The 20,900-nt window shown below is 63.4% G+C and carries 24 protein-coding genes; 12 read left to right on the forward strand and 12 right to left on the reverse strand.

The features are described from left to right. Window positions 1-272 precede the first annotated feature (272 nt). Window positions 273-734 carry a preQ(1) synthase gene (queF, locus tag P9236_RS23110; protein ID WP_278076892.1) on the reverse strand — a complete coding sequence of 154 codons (462 nt, stop codon included), beginning with the start codon at window positions 732-734 and terminating at the stop codon, window positions 273-275. 141 nt (window positions 735-875) lie between these two features. On the opposite strand from queF, the gene P9236_RS23115 reads away from it, so the two are divergent. Further along, on the forward strand, window positions 876-2,921 hold the full coding sequence (locus P9236_RS23115) for an NADH:flavin oxidoreductase (RefSeq protein WP_278076894.1): 2,046 nt from the start codon (window positions 876-878) through the stop codon (window positions 2,919-2,921). A gap of 103 nt (window positions 2,922-3,024) precedes the next feature. Here the strand turns inward: P9236_RS23115 and P9236_RS23120 are convergent, their stop codons facing one another. Next, window positions 3,025-3,432, reverse strand: coding sequence for a hypothetical protein (locus P9236_RS23120; RefSeq protein WP_278076895.1), 408 nt, complete (start codon window positions 3,430-3,432; stop codon window positions 3,025-3,027). A 152-nt stretch (window positions 3,433-3,584) separates the two neighbouring features. Here P9236_RS23120 and P9236_RS23125 point away from each other — a divergent pair, with 152 nt between their 5' ends. Next, the gene (locus P9236_RS23125; RefSeq protein WP_278076896.1) at window positions 3,585-4,013 is read left to right on the forward strand and encodes a MarR family winged helix-turn-helix transcriptional regulator; all 429 of its coding nucleotides are present in this window, start codon (window positions 3,585-3,587) and stop codon (window positions 4,011-4,013) included. A gap of 6 nt (window positions 4,014-4,019) precedes the next feature. On the opposite strand, the gene P9236_RS23130 is transcribed toward P9236_RS23125, so the two are convergent. After that, window positions 4,020-4,757, reverse strand: coding sequence for a polysaccharide deacetylase family protein (locus tag P9236_RS23130; RefSeq protein ID WP_278076897.1), 738 nt, complete (start codon window positions 4,755-4,757; stop codon window positions 4,020-4,022). Between the two features lie 73 nt (window positions 4,758-4,830). Further along, window positions 4,831-6,900, reverse strand: a complete 2,070-nt coding sequence (locus P9236_RS23135) for an EAL domain-containing protein (RefSeq protein WP_278076898.1) — start codon at window positions 6,898-6,900, stop codon at window positions 4,831-4,833. Window positions 6,901-7,200: 300 nt separating this feature from the next. On the opposite strand from P9236_RS23135, the gene P9236_RS23140 reads away from it, so the two are divergent. Together P9236_RS23140 and tdh are read left to right on the forward strand one after the other, a co-directional pair. Then, window positions 7,201-8,388, forward strand: a complete 1,188-nt coding sequence (locus P9236_RS23140) for a glycine C-acetyltransferase (RefSeq protein WP_278076899.1) — start codon at window positions 7,201-7,203, stop codon at window positions 8,386-8,388. Between the two features lie 52 nt (window positions 8,389-8,440). Continuing rightward, window positions 8,441-9,475 carry an L-threonine 3-dehydrogenase gene (gene tdh, locus P9236_RS23145; RefSeq protein ID WP_278076900.1) on the forward strand — a complete coding sequence of 345 codons (1,035 nt, stop codon included), beginning with the start codon at window positions 8,441-8,443 and terminating at the stop codon, window positions 9,473-9,475. A 55-nt stretch (window positions 9,476-9,530) separates the two neighbouring features. Here the strand turns inward: tdh and P9236_RS23150 are convergent, their stop codons facing one another. Beyond that, a complete protein-coding gene (locus P9236_RS23150; RefSeq protein WP_278076901.1) occupies window positions 9,531-9,974 on the reverse strand; it encodes a MarR family transcriptional regulator in 444 nt (147 codons plus the stop codon). A 129-nt stretch (window positions 9,975-10,103) separates the two neighbouring features. Between P9236_RS23150 and hmgA the strand changes: the two genes are divergently transcribed. From hmgA to P9236_RS23180, 6 genes are all read left to right on the forward strand, one after another. Continuing rightward, window positions 10,104-11,417, forward strand: coding sequence for a homogentisate 1,2-dioxygenase (gene hmgA, locus P9236_RS23155; protein ID WP_278076902.1), 1,314 nt, complete (start codon window positions 10,104-10,106; stop codon window positions 11,415-11,417). Next, the gene (locus P9236_RS23160) at window positions 11,414-12,316 is read left to right on the forward strand and encodes an MBL fold metallo-hydrolase (protein ID WP_278076903.1); all 903 of its coding nucleotides are present in this window, start codon (window positions 11,414-11,416) and stop codon (window positions 12,314-12,316) included. Before hmgA ends, P9236_RS23160 begins: the two co-directional genes overlap by 4 nt. Continuing rightward, window positions 12,313-13,338, forward strand: coding sequence for a fumarylacetoacetate hydrolase family protein (locus P9236_RS23165; protein ID WP_278076904.1), 1,026 nt, complete (start codon window positions 12,313-12,315; stop codon window positions 13,336-13,338). Before P9236_RS23160 ends, P9236_RS23165 begins: the two co-directional genes overlap by 4 nt. Window positions 13,339-13,342: 4 nt before the next feature. Beyond that, entirely contained in the window at window positions 13,343-13,879 is a 537-nt protein-coding gene (locus tag P9236_RS23170) for a DinB family protein (RefSeq protein ID WP_278076905.1), read from the forward strand. A 76-nt stretch (window positions 13,880-13,955) separates the two neighbouring features. Then, window positions 13,956-14,201: a BrnT family toxin gene (locus P9236_RS23175; RefSeq protein WP_278076906.1), complete on the forward strand. Its 246-nt coding sequence runs from the start codon at window positions 13,956-13,958 to the stop codon at window positions 14,199-14,201. Continuing rightward, window positions 14,198-14,521, forward strand: a complete 324-nt coding sequence (locus P9236_RS23180) for a BrnA antitoxin family protein (protein WP_278076907.1) — start codon at window positions 14,198-14,200, stop codon at window positions 14,519-14,521. Before P9236_RS23175 ends, P9236_RS23180 begins: the two co-directional genes overlap by 4 nt. 16 nt (window positions 14,522-14,537) lie before the next feature. Here P9236_RS23180 and P9236_RS23185 read toward each other — a convergent pair whose 3' ends face one another. The 3 genes from P9236_RS23185 to hppD all read right to left on the reverse strand — a co-directional run bounded on the left by P9236_RS23185 (window position 14,538) and on the right by hppD (window position 16,320). Further along, complete coding sequence (locus P9236_RS23185) at window positions 14,538-14,915, reverse strand: type II toxin-antitoxin system VapC family toxin (RefSeq protein WP_278076908.1); 378 nt, start codon at window positions 14,913-14,915, stop codon at window positions 14,538-14,540. After that, window positions 14,912-15,136 carry a type II toxin-antitoxin system prevent-host-death family antitoxin gene (locus P9236_RS23190; RefSeq protein ID WP_278076909.1) on the reverse strand — a complete coding sequence of 75 codons (225 nt, stop codon included), beginning with the start codon at window positions 15,134-15,136 and terminating at the stop codon, window positions 14,912-14,914. The genes P9236_RS23185 and P9236_RS23190 overlap by 4 nt, the downstream gene beginning before the upstream one ends. 68 nt (window positions 15,137-15,204) lie before the next feature. Beyond that, a complete protein-coding gene (gene hppD / locus P9236_RS23195; RefSeq protein WP_278076910.1) occupies window positions 15,205-16,320 on the reverse strand; it encodes a 4-hydroxyphenylpyruvate dioxygenase in 1,116 nt (371 codons plus the stop codon). A gap of 138 nt (window positions 16,321-16,458) precedes the next feature. Here hppD and P9236_RS23200 point away from each other — a divergent pair, with 138 nt between their 5' ends. Then, complete coding sequence (locus P9236_RS23200; protein WP_278076911.1) at window positions 16,459-16,926, forward strand: Lrp/AsnC family transcriptional regulator; 468 nt, start codon at window positions 16,459-16,461, stop codon at window positions 16,924-16,926. Window positions 16,927-17,015: 89 nt separating this feature from the next. Here P9236_RS23200 and P9236_RS23205 read toward each other — a convergent pair whose 3' ends face one another. From P9236_RS23205 to aztA, 4 genes are all read right to left on the reverse strand, one after another. After that, window positions 17,016-17,354 (reverse strand): TIGR01244 family sulfur transferase, encoded by a 339-nt coding sequence (locus P9236_RS23205; protein ID WP_278077002.1) that lies wholly within the window; start codon window positions 17,352-17,354, stop codon window positions 17,016-17,018. 243 nt (window positions 17,355-17,597) lie between these two features. Continuing rightward, window positions 17,598-18,539 carry a zinc ABC transporter substrate-binding protein AztC gene (gene aztC / locus P9236_RS23210; protein WP_278076912.1) on the reverse strand — a complete coding sequence of 314 codons (942 nt, stop codon included), beginning with the start codon at window positions 18,537-18,539 and terminating at the stop codon, window positions 17,598-17,600. A 29-nt stretch (window positions 18,540-18,568) separates the two neighbouring features. Then, window positions 18,569-19,444 (reverse strand): zinc ABC transporter permease AztB, encoded by an 876-nt coding sequence (gene aztB, locus P9236_RS23215; protein ID WP_278076913.1) that lies wholly within the window; start codon window positions 19,442-19,444, stop codon window positions 18,569-18,571. Further along, entirely contained in the window at window positions 19,444-20,274 is an 831-nt protein-coding gene (aztA, locus tag P9236_RS23220; RefSeq protein ID WP_278076914.1) for a zinc ABC transporter ATP-binding protein AztA, read from the reverse strand. Before aztA ends, aztB begins: the two co-directional genes overlap by 1 nt. Window positions 20,275-20,503: 229 nt before the next feature. On the opposite strand from aztA, the gene P9236_RS23225 reads away from it, so the two are divergent. Further along, window positions 20,504-20,848, forward strand: a complete 345-nt coding sequence (locus P9236_RS23225) for a RidA family protein (protein ID WP_278076915.1) — start codon at window positions 20,504-20,506, stop codon at window positions 20,846-20,848. Window positions 20,849-20,900: the final 52 nt, after the last annotated feature.

Genomic DNA, 20,900 nt, shown 5'->3' on the forward strand with positions numbered 1-20,900 from the left:
CAGCCACAAACGTCTCAAGGCACGATGGGCTGACCAAGATCTGCTCCGCATCTTCACTCATATGCGATAGCCCTACCGCTTGGGGGGAGATCAGATGTCACGCCGGCTTTCGCCAATCTCCGACGTTGCAGGATAGGCGGGGCGCCGAAGCTGCCAATCTTTCCCCTTGTGGGGGAGATGTCCGGTCCACCCTCCGCAGCTGCAGCGCAGCTGCTGCGGAGGACGGGCAGGACAGAGGGGGGCGCTGTCCCGCCGGCGTCTGGCTGTGGAACTCAACCGCGCCCGCGATAGGGCGCCACGCCGGTATCGGGCAGCCAGGCACCTTCGGGCGGCGTGCCGGTCTGCCAGAAGACGTCGATCGGGATGCCGCCGCGCGGAAACCAGTAGCCGCCGACGCGCAGCCAGAGCGGCTTGGTCGCCTCGACTATGCGGCGGCCGATCATGACCGTGCATTCCTCGTGGAAGGCGCCGTGGTTGCGGAACGAGGTCATGAACAGTTTCAGCGACTTCGATTCCACCAGCGTCCTGTCGGGTGCGTAGTCGATGACGATGTGGGCGAAGTCGGGCTGGCCGGTGACCGGGCAGAGCGAGGTGAATTCCGGGCAGGTGAAGCGCACGATCGCGGGCGGTCCGTCGCCGCGATTGAATGGCACGGTCTCCAGGACCGCCTGTTCGGGGCTTTGAGGCGTCTCGACGTGCTTGCCGAGCTGGGTGAGGTTCTTTGCATCGGTCATGGGCGGCTCCTTGCTCTCAGCCGCTGGAATCGCGGTTCAACGGCGGCGGGCGCGAAACGAAGGTTGAAAGAAGCGTTGCAGTCCTCTCGGGCGCAGCGCGTTTGACCGCTCATTAGCACAATTTGAAACGGCAGGAAGACGATGACCAGCAACGACCCGCTTCTCCAACCTTACCAGCTCAAGCATCTGACGCTGAAGAACCGGGTGATGTCGACCAGCCATGAGCCGGCCTATTCGGAGGACGGCATGCCGAAGGAGCGCTATCGGCTTTACCATGCCGAGAAAGCCAAGGGCGGCATGGCGCTGACCATGACGGCGGGCTCGGCGGTCGTGTCGCGCGACAGCCCGGCCGCCTTCGGCAACCTGCACGTCTATGACGACCGCATCGTGCCGTGGCTGGCAGAGCTGGCTGACGCCTGTCATGAGCACGATTGCAAGGTGATGATCCAGATCACCCACCTTGGCCGCCGCACTGGCTGGAACAAAGCCGACTGGCTTCCGGTGCTTTCGGCCTCGCCGGTGCGCGAGCCGGCGCATCGCGCCTTCCCCAAGACCATCGAGGATTGGGACATCGAGCGCATCGTCGCCGACTATGCTTCCGCCGCGCAGCGCTGCCAGGCCGCCGGCCTCGACGGCATCGAGTTCGAATCCTACGGCCATCTGATGGACGGATTCTGGTCGCCCGCCACCAACCAGCGCGACGACGATTTCGGCGGCTCGCTCGACAACCGGCTGCGCTTTACCCACATGGTGCTGGACGCGGTTCGCGCGGCGGTCGGGGAAAAATTCGTCGTCGGCATCCGCATGGTCGCCGACGAGGATTTCGAAAAGGGCCTGTCGAAGGAGGAGGGCGTCGAGATCGCCAGGCGCTTGGCCAATTCCGGCAAGGTCGATTTCCTCAACATCATCCGCGGCTCGATCGAAACCGACGCGGCGCTGACCAAGGTCATCCCTGTGACCGGCATGCGCTCGTCGCCGCATCTCGACTTCGCCGGCGAGGTGAGGGCGGCGACGAAGTTCCCGACCTTCCATGCGGCACGCATTTCCGACGTCGCTACCGCACGCCATGCGATCGCCACCGGCAAGCTCGACATGGTCGGCATGACGCGCGCCCATATCGCCGATCCCTACATCGTCAAGAAGGTGATCGAAGGGCGCGAGCATGAGATCCGCCCTTGCGTCGGTGCAACCTATTGCCTCGACCGCATCTACGAGGGCGGCGAGGCGCTCTGCGTCCACAATGCCGCGACGGGCCGCGAGGCTGATATCCCGCACGTCATCCAAAAGAGCGACGGGCCGAGCAAGCGCGTGGTGGTTGTAGGCGCCGGGGCCGGTGGCCTGGAAGCCGCTCGCGTCGCGGCCGAACGCGGCCATCGGGTGACGGTGCTCGAAGCGTCGAGCCAGGCAGGCGGCCAGGTGCGGCTCGCGACGCAGAACCCGCGCCGCAAGGAGTTGATCGGCATCATCGACTGGCGGCTGGCCGAGCTCGACCGGCTCGGTGTCGAGCTGCGCTACGACACATGGGCCGAGAAGGGCGATGTTCTGGCGCTGTCGCCGGATGTGGTGATCGTCGCCACGGGCGGTCTGCCACAGAACCCGCCGCTAACCGCGGGCGACAATCTCGTCACCTCGAGCTGGGACATCATGGCCGGCAGCGTCAAGCCGGCCGAGAATGTTCTGCTCTATGACGACAATGGCGGCCATCAGGGCATGGGCGCGGCGGAACTCATCGCCAACAGCGGCTCGAAACTGGAGCTGGTTTCGCCCGAACGCTTCTTCGCGCCGGAAATGGGTGGTCTGAACCACGTGCCCTATATGCGCGCCTTCCACGAGAAAGGCGTCACCATCACCATCAATACCCGCCTGCGCTCGGTGCGGCGCGAGGGCAACCAGCTCATCGCCGAGCTGGCGTCGGACTTCGCCGATGGCTGGCGCGGCGAGCGGCGCGTCGACCAGGTGGTGGTCGAGCACGGCACGGCGCCGCTGGACGATCTTTACCTTGCGCTGAAGCCGCTGTCGAAGAATGGCGGCGCGGTCGACTACGAGCGGCTGGTGAGCGGCGGCGACATCTTTCCGTCGCGCAATCCGGAGGGCGGCTTCGTCCTGTTCCGCATCGGCGACGCGGTCGCCTCGCGCAACATTCACGCCGCTGTCTATGACGGCATCAGGTTCGGGATCCGGATCTGAAGATGGTGGCGCGCAACCGGCCTTAGCAAGGAGAGCCACCTGCCGCTTCGATCGGTTGCGCGCCGCGCATGGCGCCAGCCTGGTGCCGGCGACGTGCGATGCCTCAAAACATCCTTGCAGTCGCCATGCAAAACACGGTGATGACCAGCAGCCCGCCGGCGATGCGCTCGCCTCTGGTCATCTTCGCGCGCAGTTGGGTTTGCGTTGCCCCGTCGGCGCCGGCCAGTTGCCTGCTGGCGGAGGCCACGACGGCGCCTTGCACGCCCGCGGCGATCAGCGCCGTCGCGATACCCAGCGCGAGCACCATCTCCATCGAGCCGAAAGCCCCCTGATGAAAGAAATACCAAAGCAGCAGGCCGGTCAGAAAGACCAAGCCGGAGGCGCCGAGTTGCGGCCGGATGAAATGCTCCGCTTTGATCTCCGGGTCGCGGGCAACCGCGATGGTCGTGCCGGCCCAGAAAACGCCGGCCATGACGTGCAGGCCGATCACGACGATGTAGACATATTGCATGACCGAATTCCTCTCTGCCGCCCGCCGTCATAAGCCGCCACGGCCGTCAGCCGTCAGTCGGCGTCATCGACAAGACAAAGTTAGATATCTAATGGTTAGATGTCAATACATGGCATATGGTTTCGTCCGTCAACTGCTTGTAGTGTCAGGCCATGACGCCGTTTGATCGCCCGCCCGTCGGCATGAATCTCGCCCGCACCGCCAAGGTAGTGGCGCAAGCTTTCGACGCTGCCCTGGTGGAGGCAGGAGGCACTTTGCCAGTGTGGCTGACCCTGCTTTCGGTCAAGTCGAAAGAGCTCGCCAACCAGCGCGAGCTCGCCGGGATGATCGGCATCCAGGGCGCGACGCTGACGCACCACCTCAACGCCATGGAGGCGCAAGGGTTGCTGACGCGCCGCCGCGATCCGGAAAACCGCAGGGTTCACCAGGTGGCGCTGACAGAGGCCGGCGAGGCGATGTTCGAAAGGCTGCGCAAGGCCGCGCTTGCCTTCGACAAGCGGCTGCGGACCGGATTGCCGGACCAACGGCTGGCGGAGTTCGCGCAGGTGCTTGCGGCGCTGCGGGCCAATGCTGGTGCGTAACCGGCCTCAGTCATAGGTGGGGATGGCGCCGAAGGCATAGTGGCGCAGCCTCAGCGCCGCGATCAGCGCGGTGAGCTTAGCCCTGCCGTCGAAGGCGTCCTGGAACATCTCGTCATGCATCAACAGGATCAGCCTGCCCGGCCTGGCGAAATGGCCGTAGCCGAACAGATGGTCGATCTCGCTCGCCAGATGGTCGACGCTCTGCACCGGCTTGCCGCTGTCCTCGTGCACCCACTCATGGTCCCAGCCATAGAGCCAGAATCCTGACGCGGCGACGAACTCGTAGTCCGGATCTTCGCGGCCGGCCTGCGCCAGCCCCAGCGAGTTGTCGTCCTTCGAATAGTTCGGCAGCCGGAACACGTCGCGCCCGGGCAGCCGCGCGTGCACGGCGGGCTTCAGGCCAAGCACGGCATTGGCCTTCAGCATGTCCGCTACCACGCCCTCGGTGTCGCCGTAGAAATGCCGGTAGTGATTGTAGGCATGGCTGTAGCTGTGATTGCCGATCGTCACCAGCGGCATCGACTTCGCCCGCTGCAGCAGTGCCCGGTTGGCTGCATTGGCTTCGGCATGCATGCCGACCATGAACAGTGTCGCCGGCACCTGCTCGGCCTGCAGCACGTCGAGGATATTGGCCGTGCCGGCGAGCGGACCGTCGTCGAAGGTGAGATAGATCGTCCGGTCGGCGGCAAGCGCTGGAGACGCCACGAGCAACAGTGTCTGTGCAAGGAGTCGAAGCAGCGGCATCCGCAAGTTCCGGTTGCAATCGCGACAGGCCGCCATGCCTGTCCGCGCTTGTCAAGTTTGCCGGTCGATCGCGCTATGCGAGGCTGCCCTGCAGCACCTTCAGCTTCGCCTTCTTGGGGCTGCGCGCCGTCAGCCATTCGCGCGCCTTGTCCTGCGGCATCGGGAAGGCGATCGAATAGCCCTGCACCTGGTCGCAGCCGATCGCCATCAGCGAGTCGAGTTCGGCCTCGGTCTCCGCGCCCTCGGCGACGATCGAGATGCCGAGCCCCCGGGCAAGCTCGGTGATGGCGCGCACGATCTTGGTGTTGTCGCCGTTCTCGTTGATGTTCTGGACGAAGCGGCGGTCGATCTTCAGCCGGTCGATCTCGTTCGGATTGACATGGCTGAGCGACGCATAGCCGGTGCCGAAATCGTCGAGCTCGAGATGCACGCCGGCGGCGCGGATGTGCCTGAGCTTGGCGGCGATACCGGTCTTCTCGTCGTCGAGGATGACGGATTCGACGATTTCCAGCGACAGCTTCTGCGGCGCGAGCCCGGCCCGCTCCAGCGTCCCGAACAGGAACTTGTCGAAGTCCGGCTCGCGCAGCTCGGTGCCCGAGACATTCACGGCAATGCGCCCGAAGTCGATGCCGGCGCGATCCCATTCGGCGGCTTCGTTGATCGCCTTGGTGATGACGATGCGGCCGATGTCCGGCATGAAGCCGCACTTCTCCGCCACGGGGATGAACTCGCCGGGCGAGATCATGCCGCGTGTGGCGTGCTTCCAGCGCACCAGCGCCTCGATGCCGCTGATCTTGCCGCTGGTGAGCGACACCTGCGGCTGGAAATAGACGTCAAAGGTCTTTTCCGCGATCGCCGTGCGGATGTCCTGTTCGAGCTGCTTGCGGTAGTCGAGCTCGCGCCGAAGCTCCTCGGAGAAGAAGGAGAAGCTTCCGCCGCCGAGCTTCTTGGCCGAATAAAGCGCGAGATCTGCATGGACAAGCAGGTCCTGCGCGCCGTCGGCGTCGACCGGGTAGACGGCGATGCCGGCGCTGGCGCCGGGCATGATGGTCGTGCCCTGGAAGGTGATCGGCTCATTGATTTCGCTCAGGATGCGCTTGGCCAGCGCATGGATGTCCTCGGTGGAACCGGCGCCGTTGAGGATCATCACGAACTCGTCGCCGCCAAGGCGGGCGCAAAGATCCGACGCGCGGCAGGAATCGCGCATGCGCTGCGCGGTGACGACAAGCACATAGTCGCCGGCTGCGTGCCCTAGCGTGTCGTTGATTTGCTTGAAGCGGTCGAGATCGAGCTGGATCACCGCCAGTCGCTCGCGGCGCCGGTGTGCTCCCTTGATCAGCGTGTCGAAATGATCGGTGAGGAAGGTGCGGTTGTGTAGGCCGGTCAAGCCGTCATGCACGGCGATGAAGGCCATGGAATTGCGGGCATCGACCAGCTCGTGCGTCTTGCGCAGGATGGCCTTCGACATCGGCCGGAAGATGAACAGCGCCACCAGCACGATGACGCCGATGGTGGCGAAGAACAGCGTGCGGTGCAGGTCGAGCATGTTGCCCGACCGCTCATCGGCAAAGGCGCTGATACGCTGGCCGAGCGCGGCATAGCCGGACAAAGTCGCATTGGCGACCGAGGCATCGAGGCCGGCGCGTTCGCCGCCGGCCTTGTAGCCGTCGCTTTTCATGCCGAGCTGGGATTCGAAGGACGACACCAGCCTGTCGCCATTGGCGATGAGGCCGACCGAGAAATAGTCGAGATGGAACGGCTTGCTGAACAGCACGTATTCGATCGATTTCGGATCGTTGCGGGCCGGCGACAGCGGATCGGCGCCGGTCTCCTTGAGCAGCCGGTCGTAATTGGTCTCGAACTCGCCCGTTGCCTGCTTGAGCGCCGTGACCAGCGCCGGCTGCTTGTCGCGCGGGGCGGCGCCGGTGGCGCTGGCCAGGAAGACGATGCGCTGCGACAGCGCCTTCTGCGTGGAAACGATGTCGAGCAGCGCATCATTGTGCCGCTGCTGTGCCATCAACTGCTGCAGAAGGATGAAGGAGGCCATCACCATGGCGGCAATGATCGTAAGCGCCAGCCAGTAGCCGGTCTTGATGAGCAGAATCAGCTTGCGCGAAACGTTCTGCACTGGCTGCTGCGACATAACTCGGTGACCCCTTCGGTCGACGGATTCCTGCCATTGGGTTCGTGGCAGGAAGACCCTTGACCTGAAAGGGTTAACAGCTTGGCAAGCGGGCGCGGCGCCGAGCCCAGCCGCGCGACAAAGCTCGCAAAATGGTTATCACGTCCTTTCGGGCATCGCCGACATTTGAATGCATCCTCGTTCCAATGGGGTAAGCGGATTGCGGCGCGGCTTTCGCAACCCCACCGAAGCGGTCGTTTTTGCGATGGATTTTTCTTGCCCGCGGCGCGACAGTCCGCGTCAAACGAACAGGGCCAGACAATGAGCGCAGCGTTCCTCTCCCACATCGACAACGAGCTTCAGGGCCTGAAATCGGCCGGACTCTACAAGGCCGAGCGGGTCATTTCCTCGATGCAGTCGGCCGAGATCGAGGTTGCCGGCCAGAAGGTGCTGAATTTCTGCGCCAACAATTATCTGGGCCTCGCCGACAGCCCCGAATTGCGCGAGGCCGCGAAACAGGCGCTCGACCGCTACGGCTACGGCATGGCCTCGGTGCGCTTCATCTGCGGCACTCAGGAAGAGCACAAGCAGCTCGAAGCAACGATCTCGTCCTTCCTGGGCATGGAGGACACCATCCTCTATGGCTCCTGCTTCGACGCCAATGGCGGCCTGTTCGAGACGCTGCTCGGCGAGGAGGACGCCGTCATCTCGGACGCGTTGAACCACGCCTCCATTATCGATGGCGTCCGGCTCTCCAAGGCAAAGCGCTTCCGCTATGCCAACAACGACATGGCCGACCTCGAGGCGCGGCTGAGGGAAGCGAAGGACTGCCGGTTCCGGCTGATCGCCACCGACGGCGTTTTCTCGATGGACGGCATTATCGCCAACCTTCAGGGGGTGTGCGATCTCGCCGAGAAATACGATGCCATGGTCATGGTCGACGACAGCCATGCGGTCGGCTTCGTCGGCAAGAACGGCCGCGGCTCGGCCGAGCATTGCGGCGTCGAGGGCAGGGTGGACATCATCACCGGCACGCTCGGCAAGGCGCTCGGCGGCGCGTCGGGTGGCTATACGTCGGGAAAAAGCCAAGTGGTCGACTGGCTGCGTCAGCGCTCGCGGCCTTACCTCTTCTCCAACACGCTTATGCCGGCAATCGCCGGCGCCTCCCTGAAAGTCTTCGAGCTGATACGCAATGGCGGTGCTCTACGCGAGCGCCTATATGCCAATGCGCGACGCTTCCGGTCTCAGATGGGTAAGCTCGGCTTTACGCTTGCCGGCGCGGATCATCCGATCATCCCGGTGATGCTGGGCGACGCCGCACTTGCGCAAGAGATGGCGCAGCGCATGCTGAAGCGCGGCATCTATGTCATCGGCTTCTCCTTCCCGGTGGTGCCGAAGGGCCAGGCGCGCATCCGCACGCAGATGTCGGCCGCCCACTCCAGCGCCGATATCGACCGCGCCGTCGAGGCGTTCGGCGCGATCGGCAAGGAATTGGGTGTGATTTCCTGAGCGACCGATATCGAAAGGCGATTCCGGATCAAGCGATTCAAGGAACAAAAGAATGTCCAACATGATGAAGGCGCTGGTGAAGGCCAAGGCCGAGCCGGGCATCTGGATGGAACAGGTACCGGTGCCGGAGATCGGCCCTAACGACGTGCTGATCAAAGTCAGGAAGACCGCGATCTGCGGCACCGACGTCCATATCTACAATTGGGATCAGTGGGCGCAGAAAACCGTGCCGGTGCCGATGGTGACCGGCCACGAATTCGTCGGCACCGTCGCCGACTACGGCGCCGCGGTCACCGAATACAAGGTCGGCCAGCGCGTCTCGGGCGAGGGCCACATCGTCTGCGGCCATTGCCGCAACTGCCGCGCGGGCAGGGGGCATCTCTGCCGCAACACGCTCGGCGTCGGCGTCAACCGGCCCGGCGCCTTCGGCGAGTACATGGCGATCCCGCAGCACAATGTCGTGCCGATCCCGGACGACGTGCCCGACGAGATCGCCGCGATCTTCGATCCATTAGGCAATGCCGTCCACACGGCGTTGTCCTTCGATCTGGTGGGAGAGGACGTGCTGGTCACCGGCGCCGGCCCGATCGGCATCATGGGCGCGCTGGTGGCCCAGTGCGTGGGCGCGCGCAAAGTCGTCATCACCGATATCAATCCGGTCCGGTTGGATCTGGCCCGCAAGCTCGGTGTCCAGCATGTGGTCGACGCCTCGAAGGAAAAGCTGCGCGACGTGATGCCTTCGATCGGCATGACCGAGGGTTTCGACGTCGGGCTGGAAATGTCGGGCGCGGCACCGGCCTTCCGCGACATGATCGACACCATGAACAATGGCGGCAAGATCGCCATTTTGGGCATCGCGCCGACCGGCTTCGAGATCGACTGGAACAAGGTCATTTTCAAGATGCTGCATTTGAAGGGCATCTATGGCCGCGAGATGTTCGAGACCTGGTACAAGATGATCGCCCTCGTGCAGGGGCCGCTCGATGTGTCGGGGCTGATCACCCACCGTATTGGCATCGATGATTTCCAGGTGGGGTTCGATGCGATGCGGAGCGGCAGTTCCGGCAAGGTGGTGATGGATTGGTAGCTGTCCCTATGGAAACGTAGAGTTCCTTCGCGCCAGCATATCGGCTCTCCTCGCCTTACTTTCCCTCCAACGCCGCCTCCAGGGCCGCCACACCTCGCGAAATCGCCGCTCGCTCTTCCTCGCTGAGCCTTGCCAGCAACTCCCTTTCAAACGCCTTCGCCAGCGGCACCATCTCGCGATAGGCGGCGACTCCCGCCTTGGTCAGCGTCAGGTGCTCGAGGCGACGGTCGCTCTCGTCGGGCGTCCGCGTCAGCCAGCGCCGCCGTTCGAGCTCGGCCACTGCCCGCGACACCTTGGTCTTGTGCATGGCCGACTGCTCGCCGAGTTCCGTCGCCGTCATCGTGCCGCGCTGGCCGAGGCCGGAGAGCGTGCGCCATTCCGGCCGCGTCAGGCCGTGGCGCTCCTTGTAGATTCGCGAGAATTCCCGGCTAACGGTGTCGGCCAGCCGGTAGAGCCGGTAGGGCAGGAAGCTTTCGAGCTCGAGGACTTCCGGTTCCATCAAAACCACCATCGATGCGGCCTTCGGCGTTGATAGTTACATTTTCAATGGTTACAAATGAAACCAGTTTGGTCAACATGGAAATCCACCGCTTCAGGAGGTGGAGAACCCGGGACCAGGGAGGATAGGATGGCCTTTTCCTACATGCCGGGCTTCGGCAACGATTTCGAGACCGAGACGCTGCCAGGCTCGCTGCCGCAGGGGCGCAACTCTCCGCAGCGGCCGGCCTACGGCCTCTATGCCGAGCAGCTTTCGGGCTCGCCCTTCACCGCGCCGCGCGGCACCAACGAGCGCTCCTGGCTCTATCGCATCCGCCCGAGCGTCCGGCACACCGGCCGCTTCAAGGGCATAAGCTTCCCTCTATGGAAGACCGCGCCCAACATCGGCGATCACGAACTGGCTCTCGGCCAGTATCGCTGGAACCCGGTGCCGATGCCCGCCGAGCCGACCGATTTCATCTCCGGCATGCGCACCATGACCACGGCAGGCGACGCGGTCGGCCAGTCCGGCATGGCGGCGCATGTCTATGTCGCCAACCGCTCGATGGTCGACGACCATTTCTTCAACGCCGACGGCGAGCTCATGATCGTGCCGCAGGTCGGCGCGCTGCGCTTCGTCACCGAGATGGGCGTCATCGAGCTTCGCCCCGGCGAGATCGCCGTGCTGCCGCGCGGCCTCGTCTTCAAGGTCGAGCTCGCCGACAGGGAGGCGCGCGGCTATGTCTGCGAGAACTACGGCGCGAAATTCACCATGCCCGATCGTGGCCCGATCGGCGCCAATTGCCTCGCCAATCCGCGCGACTTCAAGACACCCTGCGCCTGGTTCGAAGAGAAGGAGACGCCGTGCCGGCTGATCGTCAAGTGGTGCGGCACGTTCCATGTCACAGAACTCGGCCACTCGCCGCTCGACGTGGTCGCCTGGCATGGCAACTACGCGCCCTATAAATATGATCTCGCAACCTTTTCGCCCGTCGGCGCCATCCTGTTCGACCATCCCGATCCGTCGATCTTCACCGTGCTGACCGCGCCGAGCGGCGAGGAGGGCACGGCCAATGTCGATTTCGTCATCTTCCCGCCGCGCTGGCTGGTGGCGGAAAACACTTTCCGCCCGCCCTGGTACCACCGCAACATCATGAGCGAGTTCATGGGCCTGATCCACGGCCAGTACGATGCCAAGGAGGAAGGGTTCGTGCCCGGCGGCATCAGCCTGCACAACCAGATGCTGGCGCATGGGCCGGACGCGTCAGGTTTTGAGAAAGCCACCCGCGCCGACTTGAAACCGGTCAAGCTCGACAACACCATGGCCTTCATGTTCGAGACGCGTTTTCCCCAGATGCTCACCCGCTACGCCGCCGAGCTCGACACCTTGCAGGACAACTACATCGACTGCTGGGCCGACCTGAAGAAGCGCTTCAACGGCACGCCCGAGGGCGACTGGTCTTGAGCGCTGGGGAGACGTCGGAGCGCCTCGTCCTTCTCGGCTCCAAAGGTGGGCCGGCCGTGCGGCCGGGCGGCCCGTGGCCGAGTTCGTCACTGCTCGAGATTGGCGGGCGGGTGATCGTCGTCGATTGCGGCCTGGGGGTCACGCGTGCCTTGACCGATGCCGGTATCGCGCTGAAGGCGCTCGACCTGGTCTTCATCACGCATCTCCATTCCGACCACGTGCTGGAACTCGGGCCGCTGATCCACACCGCCTGGACGGCTGGGCTGGCAACGCCGGTGATTGTTTACGGGCCGCCGGGCACCGCCAATTGCTGGCAGCATTTCTGCCGGGCGATGGAGTTCGACATCGAAATCCGCATCGTCGACGAAGGCCGGCCGGATATCCGCGAACTGGTCTCGGTCGAGGAGTTCGGCGAAGGGCTGGTGCTGGAGGAGCGTGGCCTGATGGTGGCGGCGCTGCGCGTCGACCATCCGCCGGTGACCGACTGCTTTGCGCTGCGCTTCGAGCATGGCGGCAGAAGTGTCGTGTTCTCGGCCGACACGGCGTTCTTCCCGCCGCTGGCCGAGTTTGCGCGCGACGCCGACATTCTCGTCCATGAAGCCATGCTGGAAGCGGGCGTCGAGAGGCTGGTCGCCAGGACCGGCAACGGCGCGCGGCTGCGCGAGCATCTGTTCGCCAGCCACAGCTTAGCCGAAGAGGCAGGAAGCATCGCCACTGATGCCGGCGTGAAGCGCCTGGTGCTCAACCATCTCATTCCAGCCGACGATCCTCTGATCGGGGAAGACGACTGGATCGCTGCTGTCAGGAAAACATGGGCCGGTGACTTGACGATCGCCCGCGACGGCCTTGTTGTACGGCTAAGCGGCGACCAGGCCGCGCCAAGAGAGGAAACCGCATGAAGCTTGCAACATTGAAGAACGGGACCCGCGACGGAAAACTGGTCGTGGTCTCGCGCGACCTGACGCGGTTCACCGATGCTTCCTTCCTGGTGCCGACGCTGCAGGCGGCGCTCGACGACTGGCGGCGGATTGCGCCGCATCTGGCGGCCATGGCGGAATCGCTGGAGACCAATGCTGTGCCTTCGGCGCGCTTCCACGAGCATGACGCGCATTCGCCGCTGCCGCGCGCCTATCAATGGGCGGACGGCTCGGCCTATGTGAACCATGTCGAGCTGGTGCGCAAAGCGCGCGGCGCCGAGATGCCGGCAAGCTTCTGGACCGATCCGCTGATCTATCAAGGCGGGTCGGATTCCTTCATTGCGCCGCGCGACCCGATCCGCATGGCCGACGAAGCCTTCGGCATCGACATGGAGGCGGAGGTCGCCGTCATCGTCGACGACGTGCCGATGGGCGCCGGGTTGGCGGAGGTACGCGAGGCCATCCGCCTCGTCATGCTGGTCAACGACGTGACGCTTCGCGCCATCACCGGTCCGGAACTGGCAAAAGGGTTCGGCTTCTTCCAGTCGAAGCCATCCTCGGCTTTCTCGCCGGTCGCGGTCACGCCGGATGAACTGGGCGAGGCCTGGGACGGCGGCAAGGTCAACCTCGCGCTGCTGGTCGACCTCAACGGCAAGCCATTCGGCCGCGCCAATGCCGGCATCGACATGACTTTCGACTTCCCGACGCTGATCGTTCACGCCGCCAAGACCCGGCCGCTCGCCGCGGGCACCATCATCGGTTCCGGCACTGTCTCAAACAAGTTGGATGGCGGACCGGGTAAGCCGGTTTCGGCCGGCGGCGCCGGCTATTCCTGCATTGCCGAGTTGCGCATGATCGAGACTATCGAAAGCGGCGAACCGAAGACGCCTTTCCTGCATTTCGGCGACACGGTGCGCATCGAGATGAAGGACAAGGCCGGCCATTCGATCTTCGGCGCGATCGAGCAGAAAGTCGAGAAATACGAGGGGGAGAAAGGAACCTGAAAATGTGACCCTGCTCGAGCACCTGCGCCGCATGGCGCGCAACAATCTGTGGTCGAACGACCGGCTCTACCGCGCCGTGCTGGCGCTCCAGCCCGGCGAGTTCGAAGCCAGGCGCACCAGCTTCTTCCCGTCGATCAAGGAGACGCTCAACCACATCATCGCGGTCGATCGTCTCTATCTCGATTTCCTGGCCGATGGCGGGCTCGGCGCCGCGGCCTACGACACCTTCGTGCCGTTCGACGATCCAGCAAGCCTGGCGGCGGCGCAGGCGGATTTCGACCGCAGGCTGATTGCCTTCTGCGATCGCCTGTCTGAAGCCGATCTCGACCGCCGCGTCCTCACCGACAGGCGCGAGGACGGCATGATCCCGGAGAGGATCGGCGACATCCTCGCCCATGTCTTCCTGCACGACATCCACCATCGCGGCCAAGTGCATGCCATGCTTTCGGGCACCTCGGTGGCGCCGCCGCAATTGGATGAATTCCTGCTCGATTACGACGTCAAGCTGAGGAAGGACGAGGTCGAACGGCTGGGGTTGTGAACGAGCGGGCATGCCCTCGAGAATTATCGTAGTTACGAAAATTGTTGACTTAATTATTGTAGGTACATAAATTCCGATGAAGATCGTTTGGGATGAGATCAAGCGGCAGGCGAACGTCTCGAAACACGGGATGGACTTTGTGGATCTCGAAATGGATTTCTTCTATGCCGCCACCATCTTGCCGGCCCGTGGCAAGCGCTTCATGGCGATCGGTAATATTGGCGAGGCTGCGGTTACGGTGGTCTTCTCCCGCCTCGGAAACGAAGCCATTTCCATTGTTTCCATGCGGCACGCCAGCGGGAAAGAAAGGAATGTCCGATGACAGCGAAGAAACTCAACATCACCAAGCCTGACAAGGAATTCACGCCAGGCAAGGGCTTCACCAAGGCGGACTGGGATGCTGTCGACAGCCCGGAGGCCACTGATGAGCAGCTTGCTCAAGCCAGGCCCTTCGCCGAGGTGTTCCCTGATCTTGCCGAAAGCATCCGCCGTTCGCGCGGCCGGCCGGCGCTCGAAAATCCGAAGAAACAGGTGACGCTGCGGCTCGACAGCGACGTCATCGCCCGCTTCCGCGCCGGCGGACCCGGCTGGCAGAGCCGCATCAACGACATTTTGCGGAAAGCCGCCGGCCTCCAAAAGTAGGTCGACTGCATGGCAGTCAGGCCAGAGCCGCCTCGTATCGGGCAAAATGCGGATCTGATGTCAGGATAGTCAGGTTTTCCACTTGCGCCTGCGCGATCAGCAATCTGTCGAAAGGATCGCCGTGGTGAGGAGGCAGATCGCCGACCGCATGCGCGTGCTGAAACGTGACGGCGAGCGGCTGAAATCGCATCCTTGGAAGCAATGCCGGCAGGTCGTCTGGCGCTTCAAGCTTTCCAATTGAACGTTTGATTGCAATTTCCCAAACGCTTGCCGCGCTCGCGAACACCACCGCGTCCGATGCGAGGATGGCGCGGTGGTGTTCGTTGAGGCGTCGATCGTCCGAAATAGACCAGAGGATGATATGCGTGTCGGCAAGAAAGCGGCCGACCGTCATTTCACGTACTCGTCCCATTCGGGGCCGAGTTTGTCAAAGTCGTCCGCAATCCAGATCTTGCCCTTTAAGGCGCCAATACGTGGCAGGGGTTCCGCTACTGCCGGCGGTACGATACGCGCGGCAACCTTGCCATGGCGCGTCAGAACGATCTCCTCACCGGCTTCTGCGCGGCTTACAAGTTCCGACAATTTAGCCTTGGCCTCGGCGATGGAAACATTCATGGGCTCGGTCCTTTATGACCATAATTTAGGTCATAATCGATCGCGCCGCAAGAGTCGTATCGGGTCGCTTACGCCGCCTTGCCGTCCAGCTTGATCACGCCGCGCTTGATCTGGTCCTGCTCGATCGACTCGAACAGCGCCCGGAAATTGCCTTCGCCAAAGCCTTCGTCGCCCTTCCGCTGGATGAACTCGAAGAAGATCGGGCCAATCACGGTTTTGGAGAAGATCTGCAGCAGGATCTTGGTCATGCCGCCGTCGACGACGCCTTCGCCGTCGATCAGGATGCCATGTTTCTTCATCCGCTCGATCGGCTCGTCATGGCCGTGCACGCGCTCATGCGACATCTCGTAATAGGTGTCGGGCGGGCCGGGCATGAATTTCAGCCCATTGGCGGCGAGCTTGTCGGTGGCGTCGTAGATAGCCTCGGTGCCGACGGCGATGTGCTGGATGCCCTCGCCATTGTACTTCTTCAAATACTCGGCGATCTGGCTGGTCTCGTCCTTGGACTCGTTGAGCGGAATGCGGATCTTACCGCAGGGCGAGGTGATAGCGCGGCTGACCAGGCCGGTGATCTTGCCGTCGATGTCGAAGAAGTGAATCTGCTTGAAGCCGAACAGGTCGCGGTAGAAGTCCCACCACTTGTCCATGTTGCCGCGATAGACATTGTGGGTGAGGTGGTCGAGATAGTAGAAGCCGACGCCTTCGGGCTTCGGATCGCGCTCGCCCAGCCATTCGAACTCGGCGTCATAGGCTGAGCCCTTCTCGCCATAGGCCTCGATGAAATAAAGCAGCGAGCCGCCGATGCCGACGATGGCCGGCACGTCGAGCGCCTTGTCGGTGCCCTCATAAGGCGTGGCGCCTTTCGACACGGCGTGCTCGAAAGCGTGCTTGGCATCGACCACGCGCCAAGCCATCGAGGCGGCGCAGGGGCCGTGCTTGTCGACGAACTTCATCGCATGCGAGCCGGGCTCGGCATTGACGACATAATTGATGTCGCCCTGGCGCCAGACGGTGATGTCCTTGGTGCGGTGCTTAGCCACCGCGACATAGCCCATGCGGGTGAAGAGCTCGGCGAGTTTTGCCGGCTCCGGATGCGCGAACTCGACGAACTCGAAGCCGTCGGTGCCAGCGGGATTTTGCTTGCTGATCTTGGCGGGCGGGGCGTCATGCGGGAAGGGACCCATGGCAATTCTCCAAGGCCGTTGCGGCCGACCAATTTCCATCCTCTTTTATTTTAGCGCGAAGCGGTCGCACGGTGCTTGCATTCAACCGCTTGAAATGCTCGAATTATGCGCAAGTCATGCACATTTTGAGGAAAACCCATGAATGATGCGCGTATTGATCAATTTGACCGCAAGATACTGGCGCTTCTGCAGGGCGATGCACGGCTCACCAACAACGACCTGTCGGAGCGGGTGAACTTGTCGGCCTCGCAGTGCTCGCGCCGCCGCCAGCGGCTGGAGGAGGATGGTTACATCAGAGGTTACCGCGCCGTGCTCGACCGCGATCGTCTCGGCTTTTCGCTGGTCAATGTGATCTCGGTGACCCTGGCCACCCATAACCGCGACAATGCCCGCCGCTTCGGTGAGCTGGTGGCGCGGCTGCCCGAGGTGCAGGAGGCGCACGCGCTGACCGGCGAGATGGACTACATTTTGAAGGTGGTGACGCCCGATCTCAAATCGCTGTCTGAGTTCGTCAATGGGGTATTGCTGCCGCACGAATCCGTGCAGCACGTAAAGACGGCGATCGTGCTGGAGACGCTGAAGGAAACCGGCGCGCTGCCCATTTAGTTTTCGCGGGTCTTTGTTGGCCACGCTGGGCAGGACAGAGGGGGCGGCGAAGGATCGCCAACCTGCAGAATTGGCTTATCGCGAAGCCTTCACCCCTTCTGCTGCTGGATCAGCCCATAGAGATTCGTGCAGCGCGCGCCGGACCGGCAATAGGCGAAGACCGGCCCTTCGAGCTCGTCGAGCGCGGCGGCCTGATCCTCGACATTGTCCATGGTGATCTGGCCGCTGATGACCGGGATGTAGCGGAACGCAAGCCCAGCAGCTTCCGCCGCGGCCTTGACGCTGCCGGCCGAAGGCTGACCGGGCTGTTCGTTGTCCGGCCGGTTGCAGATCACGCTTCTGAAGCCGGCGTCCTTGATGGCCTTGATATCCTCGGGCTGGATCTGGCCGGAGACCGAATAGTCGTCGCTGATCTGGCGGTATTCCATCGTCTTGTCCTCGCAATCTTTGGCCGCAGTCATGCCACCCTGGGACAAGGGCGGCAATCCGTGCCGGCGGATTTCTCTGCCAAATAGCGATGCTGGACCGAAAAATCCAACCTTCGGCTTTGTCCCTTCTCCCGTCACTTTGCGGGGAGAAGGACACCGGTCCACCCTCCGCAGCTGCGGAGGACGGGCAGGCGGACGAGGGGCAGCGCCGGCGCGATCATTTCAGCCAACCGAGGCTCCGCCTCAGCTTCCCATTATGGCGCCTTTGATCTGCGTGATGTTGTTATGCATCATGTCGATGTAGGTCGAGGCCGGGCCGTCCGATCCCGACAGCGCGTCCGAATAGACCGTGCCGCCGACCTTGATGCCGGTCTCGCCGGCGATCTGCTCGATCAGCCGCGGATTGGTGATGTTCTCGATGAAGATCGCCGCCGCCTTGTCCTGCTTGATCTGCTCGACCAGCTTGGCGACGTCGGCGGCCGACGGTTCGGAATCGGTCGAGATTCCCTGCGGCGCCAGGAAGGTCAGGCCATATTCGTGCTCGAAATAGCCGAAGGCGTCGTGCGAGGTGATGACCACGCGCTTCGCTTCCGGGATCGACTGGATCGCCGCCTTCACTTCGGCCTCCAGTGCATCGAGCTTGGTGGTATAGGCGGCCGCATTGGCCTTGTAGCTGTCGCAACCCTCGCTATCCGCTGCGCAAAAGGCATCGGCGATATTCTTCACATAGATCTTGGCATTGGCGATCGACTGGAAGGCGTGCGGGTCGGTGACCGTCTTGCCGCCGCCGGTGCCGGCTCCTTCGGCAGCGTCCGCATCGGCGAATTCCGGCTTGAAGTCGATCGGCGTGATACCCTTGGTCAAGGTGACGATCGAAGCCTTGGTGGCGCTGGCGTCGACCAGCCGCTGCAGGAAACCTTCGAAATGCAGGCCGTTGACCAGCACGACATCGGCCTTCGCCATCGCCACTGCATCGGCCGGGCTCGGCTCATAGACATGCGCGTCGCCGTCCGGCCCGACAATGGTGGTGATGTCGACGCGGTCGCCGCCGACATTTTTGGCGAAGTCGGCAATCACCGTGAAGCTCGCCACCACCTTGAGCGGCGCCGCGAAGGCTGACGCACTTGCGAAGGCGCATAATGTTATAACGCTCATCGCTAGGGCGGCGCGGACGGATTTCAGCATTGTGAAGGTCTCCTTGCTTGGGTTTGAGCTCAGGCGGTCCGGTGGCGGTGATGCACGATGCGGGCGCGCAACGCGCCGCGCGAGCCGAACACGATCGAGAAGAAATAGACGACGCCGGCCGAAAGGATGATCGCGGGGCCGGAGGGCAGCGATGCGTGATAGGAGAGCAGCAGCCCGGCGATGCAGGAAGCAAAGCCGATCAGCACCGCCAGCCCACACATTGGCTCGACGCGCACTGTCCAGAAGCGGGCGGCGGCGGCCGGCAGCATCATCAGCCCGACCGACAGCAGCGTGCCCAATGCCTGGAAGCCGCCGACGAGATTGAGCACGACGAGGCCGAGGAAGATGAAATGCACCGGGCTGCCCATGCGGCTGACCGAGCGCAGGAACAGCGGGTCGAGGCATTCGGCGACCAGCGCGCGCCAGAAGATGGCGAGGCTGACGAGCGTCACCGCCACGATGCCGCCGATCAGCGACAGCGCCTCGTCGTTGAGCGCCAGCACCGTGCCGAACAGCACATGCATCAGGTCGACGCTCGAGCCGCGGATCGACACCATCAGCACGCCGACGGCGAGCGAGATGAGATAGAAGGCCGCCATCGAGGCGTCCTCGCGCTGGATGGTGAAACGCGAGACCGCGCCGGCGCCGAGCGCGACGATAATGCCGGCGATCAGCCCGCCGACGGTCATCGGTAGGATCTCGAGGCCATAGAGCAGGAAGCCGGCGGCCGCACCCGGCAGGATGGCATGCGCCATCGCGTCGCCCGAAAGGCTCATGCGCCGCAGCATCAGGAAGACGCCGACCGGACAGGCGCCGAGCGATAGCATCAGCGAGCCGGACAGCGCCCGCTGCATGAAGGCGAAATCTACGAAAGGCGCGATGAACAGGCCGTAGAGGAAATCCATCACGCCGCCCTCGGTCCGGAGCCGTGCTGATGGTCATGATGGTGATCGTGCGCATGGGCATGGTCACCATGCGCGTGCTCGTGGCCATGATCGTGCTCGGAGGGCTCGCACCAGGGCGCGTTCTCTTCCCAGGCCTCGTGAAAACGCCGCGCCTTGAGCAGGTTCTCCGGCCGCAGCGTTTCTTTCGTGTCGCCCCAGGCGACGGGCTGGCGGGCAAGCAGCAGGGTCTCCGGAAAATTCTGGCGCACGAGGTCGAGGTCGTGCACGACGACCATGATCGTGCGCTCCTCGCCATGCCAGCGCTTTATCAGCTGGATGAGGTCGCCGACGGTCTTGTGGTCGACCGCATTGAACGGCTCGTCGAGCAGGATGAGGTCGGCGTCCTGCAACAGCACGCGGGCAAACAGCGTGCGTTGCAGCTGGCCGCCGGACAGCGTGTCGATCGGTCGCTTCTCGAAGCCGCCGAGGCCGACCGCCATCAGCGCCTTGCTGACCGACTCGCGATCCTCCCTGGTGTAGCGCCCGAGCATACCGCGCTTCGGCCAGAGGCCGAGTGACACAAGATCGACCACCCGCGCGGGAAAGCTGCGGTCGAGCTCCGACTGCTGCGGCAGGTAGGCGGTGCGCACGCCGGGCGCCCGCATCACTCCACCTTCCATCGGCTTCAGCACGCCGACGATGCCCTTCATCAGCGTCGACTTACCCGAGCCGTTGGCGCCGACAACGGCGGTCAGCGAGCCTTTGCGGACGATGCCGTTGAGGTGATGAATGGCCGGATGGCTGTTGTAGCCGAGCGTCAGGTCGCGGAAGGTCAGGCAGGCATTGGTCATCAGACGATCCGGGTCGGGCCGTAAATCTCAGGGGCTTTGTCGATATGTGATGTTATTACATTAGTCAACAAGGCAGATCGGCGGAACCGTCTCACGGCCGGTCAACTCGTCGTGTAACCGAAAGAGGTGGAGGCCGGACAATTGGCTCAATTGGTTTCCCGTCCGGCGCCTTGCCCGGAGCCGGCACGGACTCTAAAGAAGCACGACTCCCATAACGAAGGAACCTCCCATGAGCATTCGTCGCATCGATGTCGGCCCGCGCATGAGCCAGATCGTCATCCACGGCAACACCGTCTATCTGGCCGGCCAGGTCGGGGAACCCGGCGGCAACGTCGCCTCGCAGACCCGCGACATCCTGAAGACCATCGACGAATTGCTGGCCAAGGCCGGCACCGACAAGACCAAGATCGTGCAGGCGATCATCTGGCTGGCCGACATGAGCACCTTCGCCGAGATGAATTCCGAGTGGGACAAGTGGGTGCCGAAGGGCCACACGCCGGCCCGCGCCACCGGCGAAGCCAAGCTCGCCGGCCCGGAATATCTGGTCGAGATCATCATCACGGCGGCGATTTAGCGCTGCGTTCCCTTCTCCCCTTGTGGGAGAAGGTGGCCGCGAAGCGGCCGGA

The sequence above is a fragment of the Mesorhizobium sp. WSM4884 genome (assembly GCF_029625675.1).
Lineage (GTDB): Bacteria > Pseudomonadota > Alphaproteobacteria > Rhizobiales > Rhizobiaceae > Mesorhizobium.

What these genes read in the sequence shown, in the direction of transcription:
- queF (WP_278076892.1), bottom strand. Translation starts at nt 734, where the DNA reads ATGACCGATGCAAAGAACCTCACCCAGCTCGGCAAGCACGTCGAGACG.
- P9236_RS23115 (WP_278076894.1), top strand. Translation starts at nt 876, where the DNA reads ATGACCAGCAACGACCCGCTTCTCCAACCTTACCAGCTCAAGCATCTG.
- P9236_RS23120 (WP_278076895.1), bottom strand. Translation starts at nt 3,432, where the DNA reads ATGCAATATGTCTACATCGTCGTGATCGGCCTGCACGTCATGGCCGGC.
- P9236_RS23125 (WP_278076896.1), top strand. Translation starts at nt 3,585, where the DNA reads ATGACGCCGTTTGATCGCCCGCCCGTCGGCATGAATCTCGCCCGCACC.
- P9236_RS23130 (WP_278076897.1), bottom strand. Translation starts at nt 4,757, where the DNA reads ATGCCGCTGCTTCGACTCCTTGCACAGACACTGTTGCTCGTGGCGTCT.
- P9236_RS23135 (WP_278076898.1), bottom strand. Translation starts at nt 6,900, where the DNA reads ATGTCGCAGCAGCCAGTGCAGAACGTTTCGCGCAAGCTGATTCTGCTC.
- P9236_RS23140 (WP_278076899.1), top strand. Translation starts at nt 7,201, where the DNA reads ATGAGCGCAGCGTTCCTCTCCCACATCGACAACGAGCTTCAGGGCCTG.
- tdh (WP_278076900.1), top strand. Translation starts at nt 8,441, where the DNA reads ATGTCCAACATGATGAAGGCGCTGGTGAAGGCCAAGGCCGAGCCGGGC.
- P9236_RS23150 (WP_278076901.1), bottom strand. Translation starts at nt 9,974, where the DNA reads ATGGAACCGGAAGTCCTCGAGCTCGAAAGCTTCCTGCCCTACCGGCTC.
- hmgA (WP_278076902.1), top strand. Translation starts at nt 10,104, where the DNA reads ATGGCCTTTTCCTACATGCCGGGCTTCGGCAACGATTTCGAGACCGAG.
- P9236_RS23165 (WP_278076904.1), top strand. Translation starts at nt 12,313, where the DNA reads ATGAAGCTTGCAACATTGAAGAACGGGACCCGCGACGGAAAACTGGTC.
- P9236_RS23175 (WP_278076906.1), top strand. Translation starts at nt 13,956, where the DNA reads ATGAAGATCGTTTGGGATGAGATCAAGCGGCAGGCGAACGTCTCGAAA.
- P9236_RS23180 (WP_278076907.1), top strand. Translation starts at nt 14,198, where the DNA reads ATGACAGCGAAGAAACTCAACATCACCAAGCCTGACAAGGAATTCACG.
- P9236_RS23185 (WP_278076908.1), bottom strand. Translation starts at nt 14,915, where the DNA reads ATGACGGTCGGCCGCTTTCTTGCCGACACGCATATCATCCTCTGGTCT.
- P9236_RS23190 (WP_278076909.1), bottom strand. Translation starts at nt 15,136, where the DNA reads ATGAATGTTTCCATCGCCGAGGCCAAGGCTAAATTGTCGGAACTTGTA.
- hppD (WP_278076910.1), bottom strand. Translation starts at nt 16,320, where the DNA reads ATGGGTCCCTTCCCGCATGACGCCCCGCCCGCCAAGATCAGCAAGCAA.
- P9236_RS23200 (WP_278076911.1), top strand. Translation starts at nt 16,459, where the DNA reads ATGAATGATGCGCGTATTGATCAATTTGACCGCAAGATACTGGCGCTT.
- P9236_RS23205 (WP_278077002.1), bottom strand. Translation starts at nt 17,354, where the DNA reads ATGGAATACCGCCAGATCAGCGACGACTATTCGGTCTCCGGCCAGATC.
- aztC (WP_278076912.1), bottom strand. Translation starts at nt 18,539, where the DNA reads ATGCTGAAATCCGTCCGCGCCGCCCTAGCGATGAGCGTTATAACATTA.
- aztB (WP_278076913.1), bottom strand. Translation starts at nt 19,444, where the DNA reads ATGGATTTCCTCTACGGCCTGTTCATCGCGCCTTTCGTAGATTTCGCC.
- aztA (WP_278076914.1), bottom strand. Translation starts at nt 20,274, where the DNA reads ATGACCAATGCCTGCCTGACCTTCCGCGACCTGACGCTCGGCTACAAC.
- P9236_RS23225 (WP_278076915.1), top strand. Translation starts at nt 20,504, where the DNA reads ATGAGCATTCGTCGCATCGATGTCGGCCCGCGCATGAGCCAGATCGTC.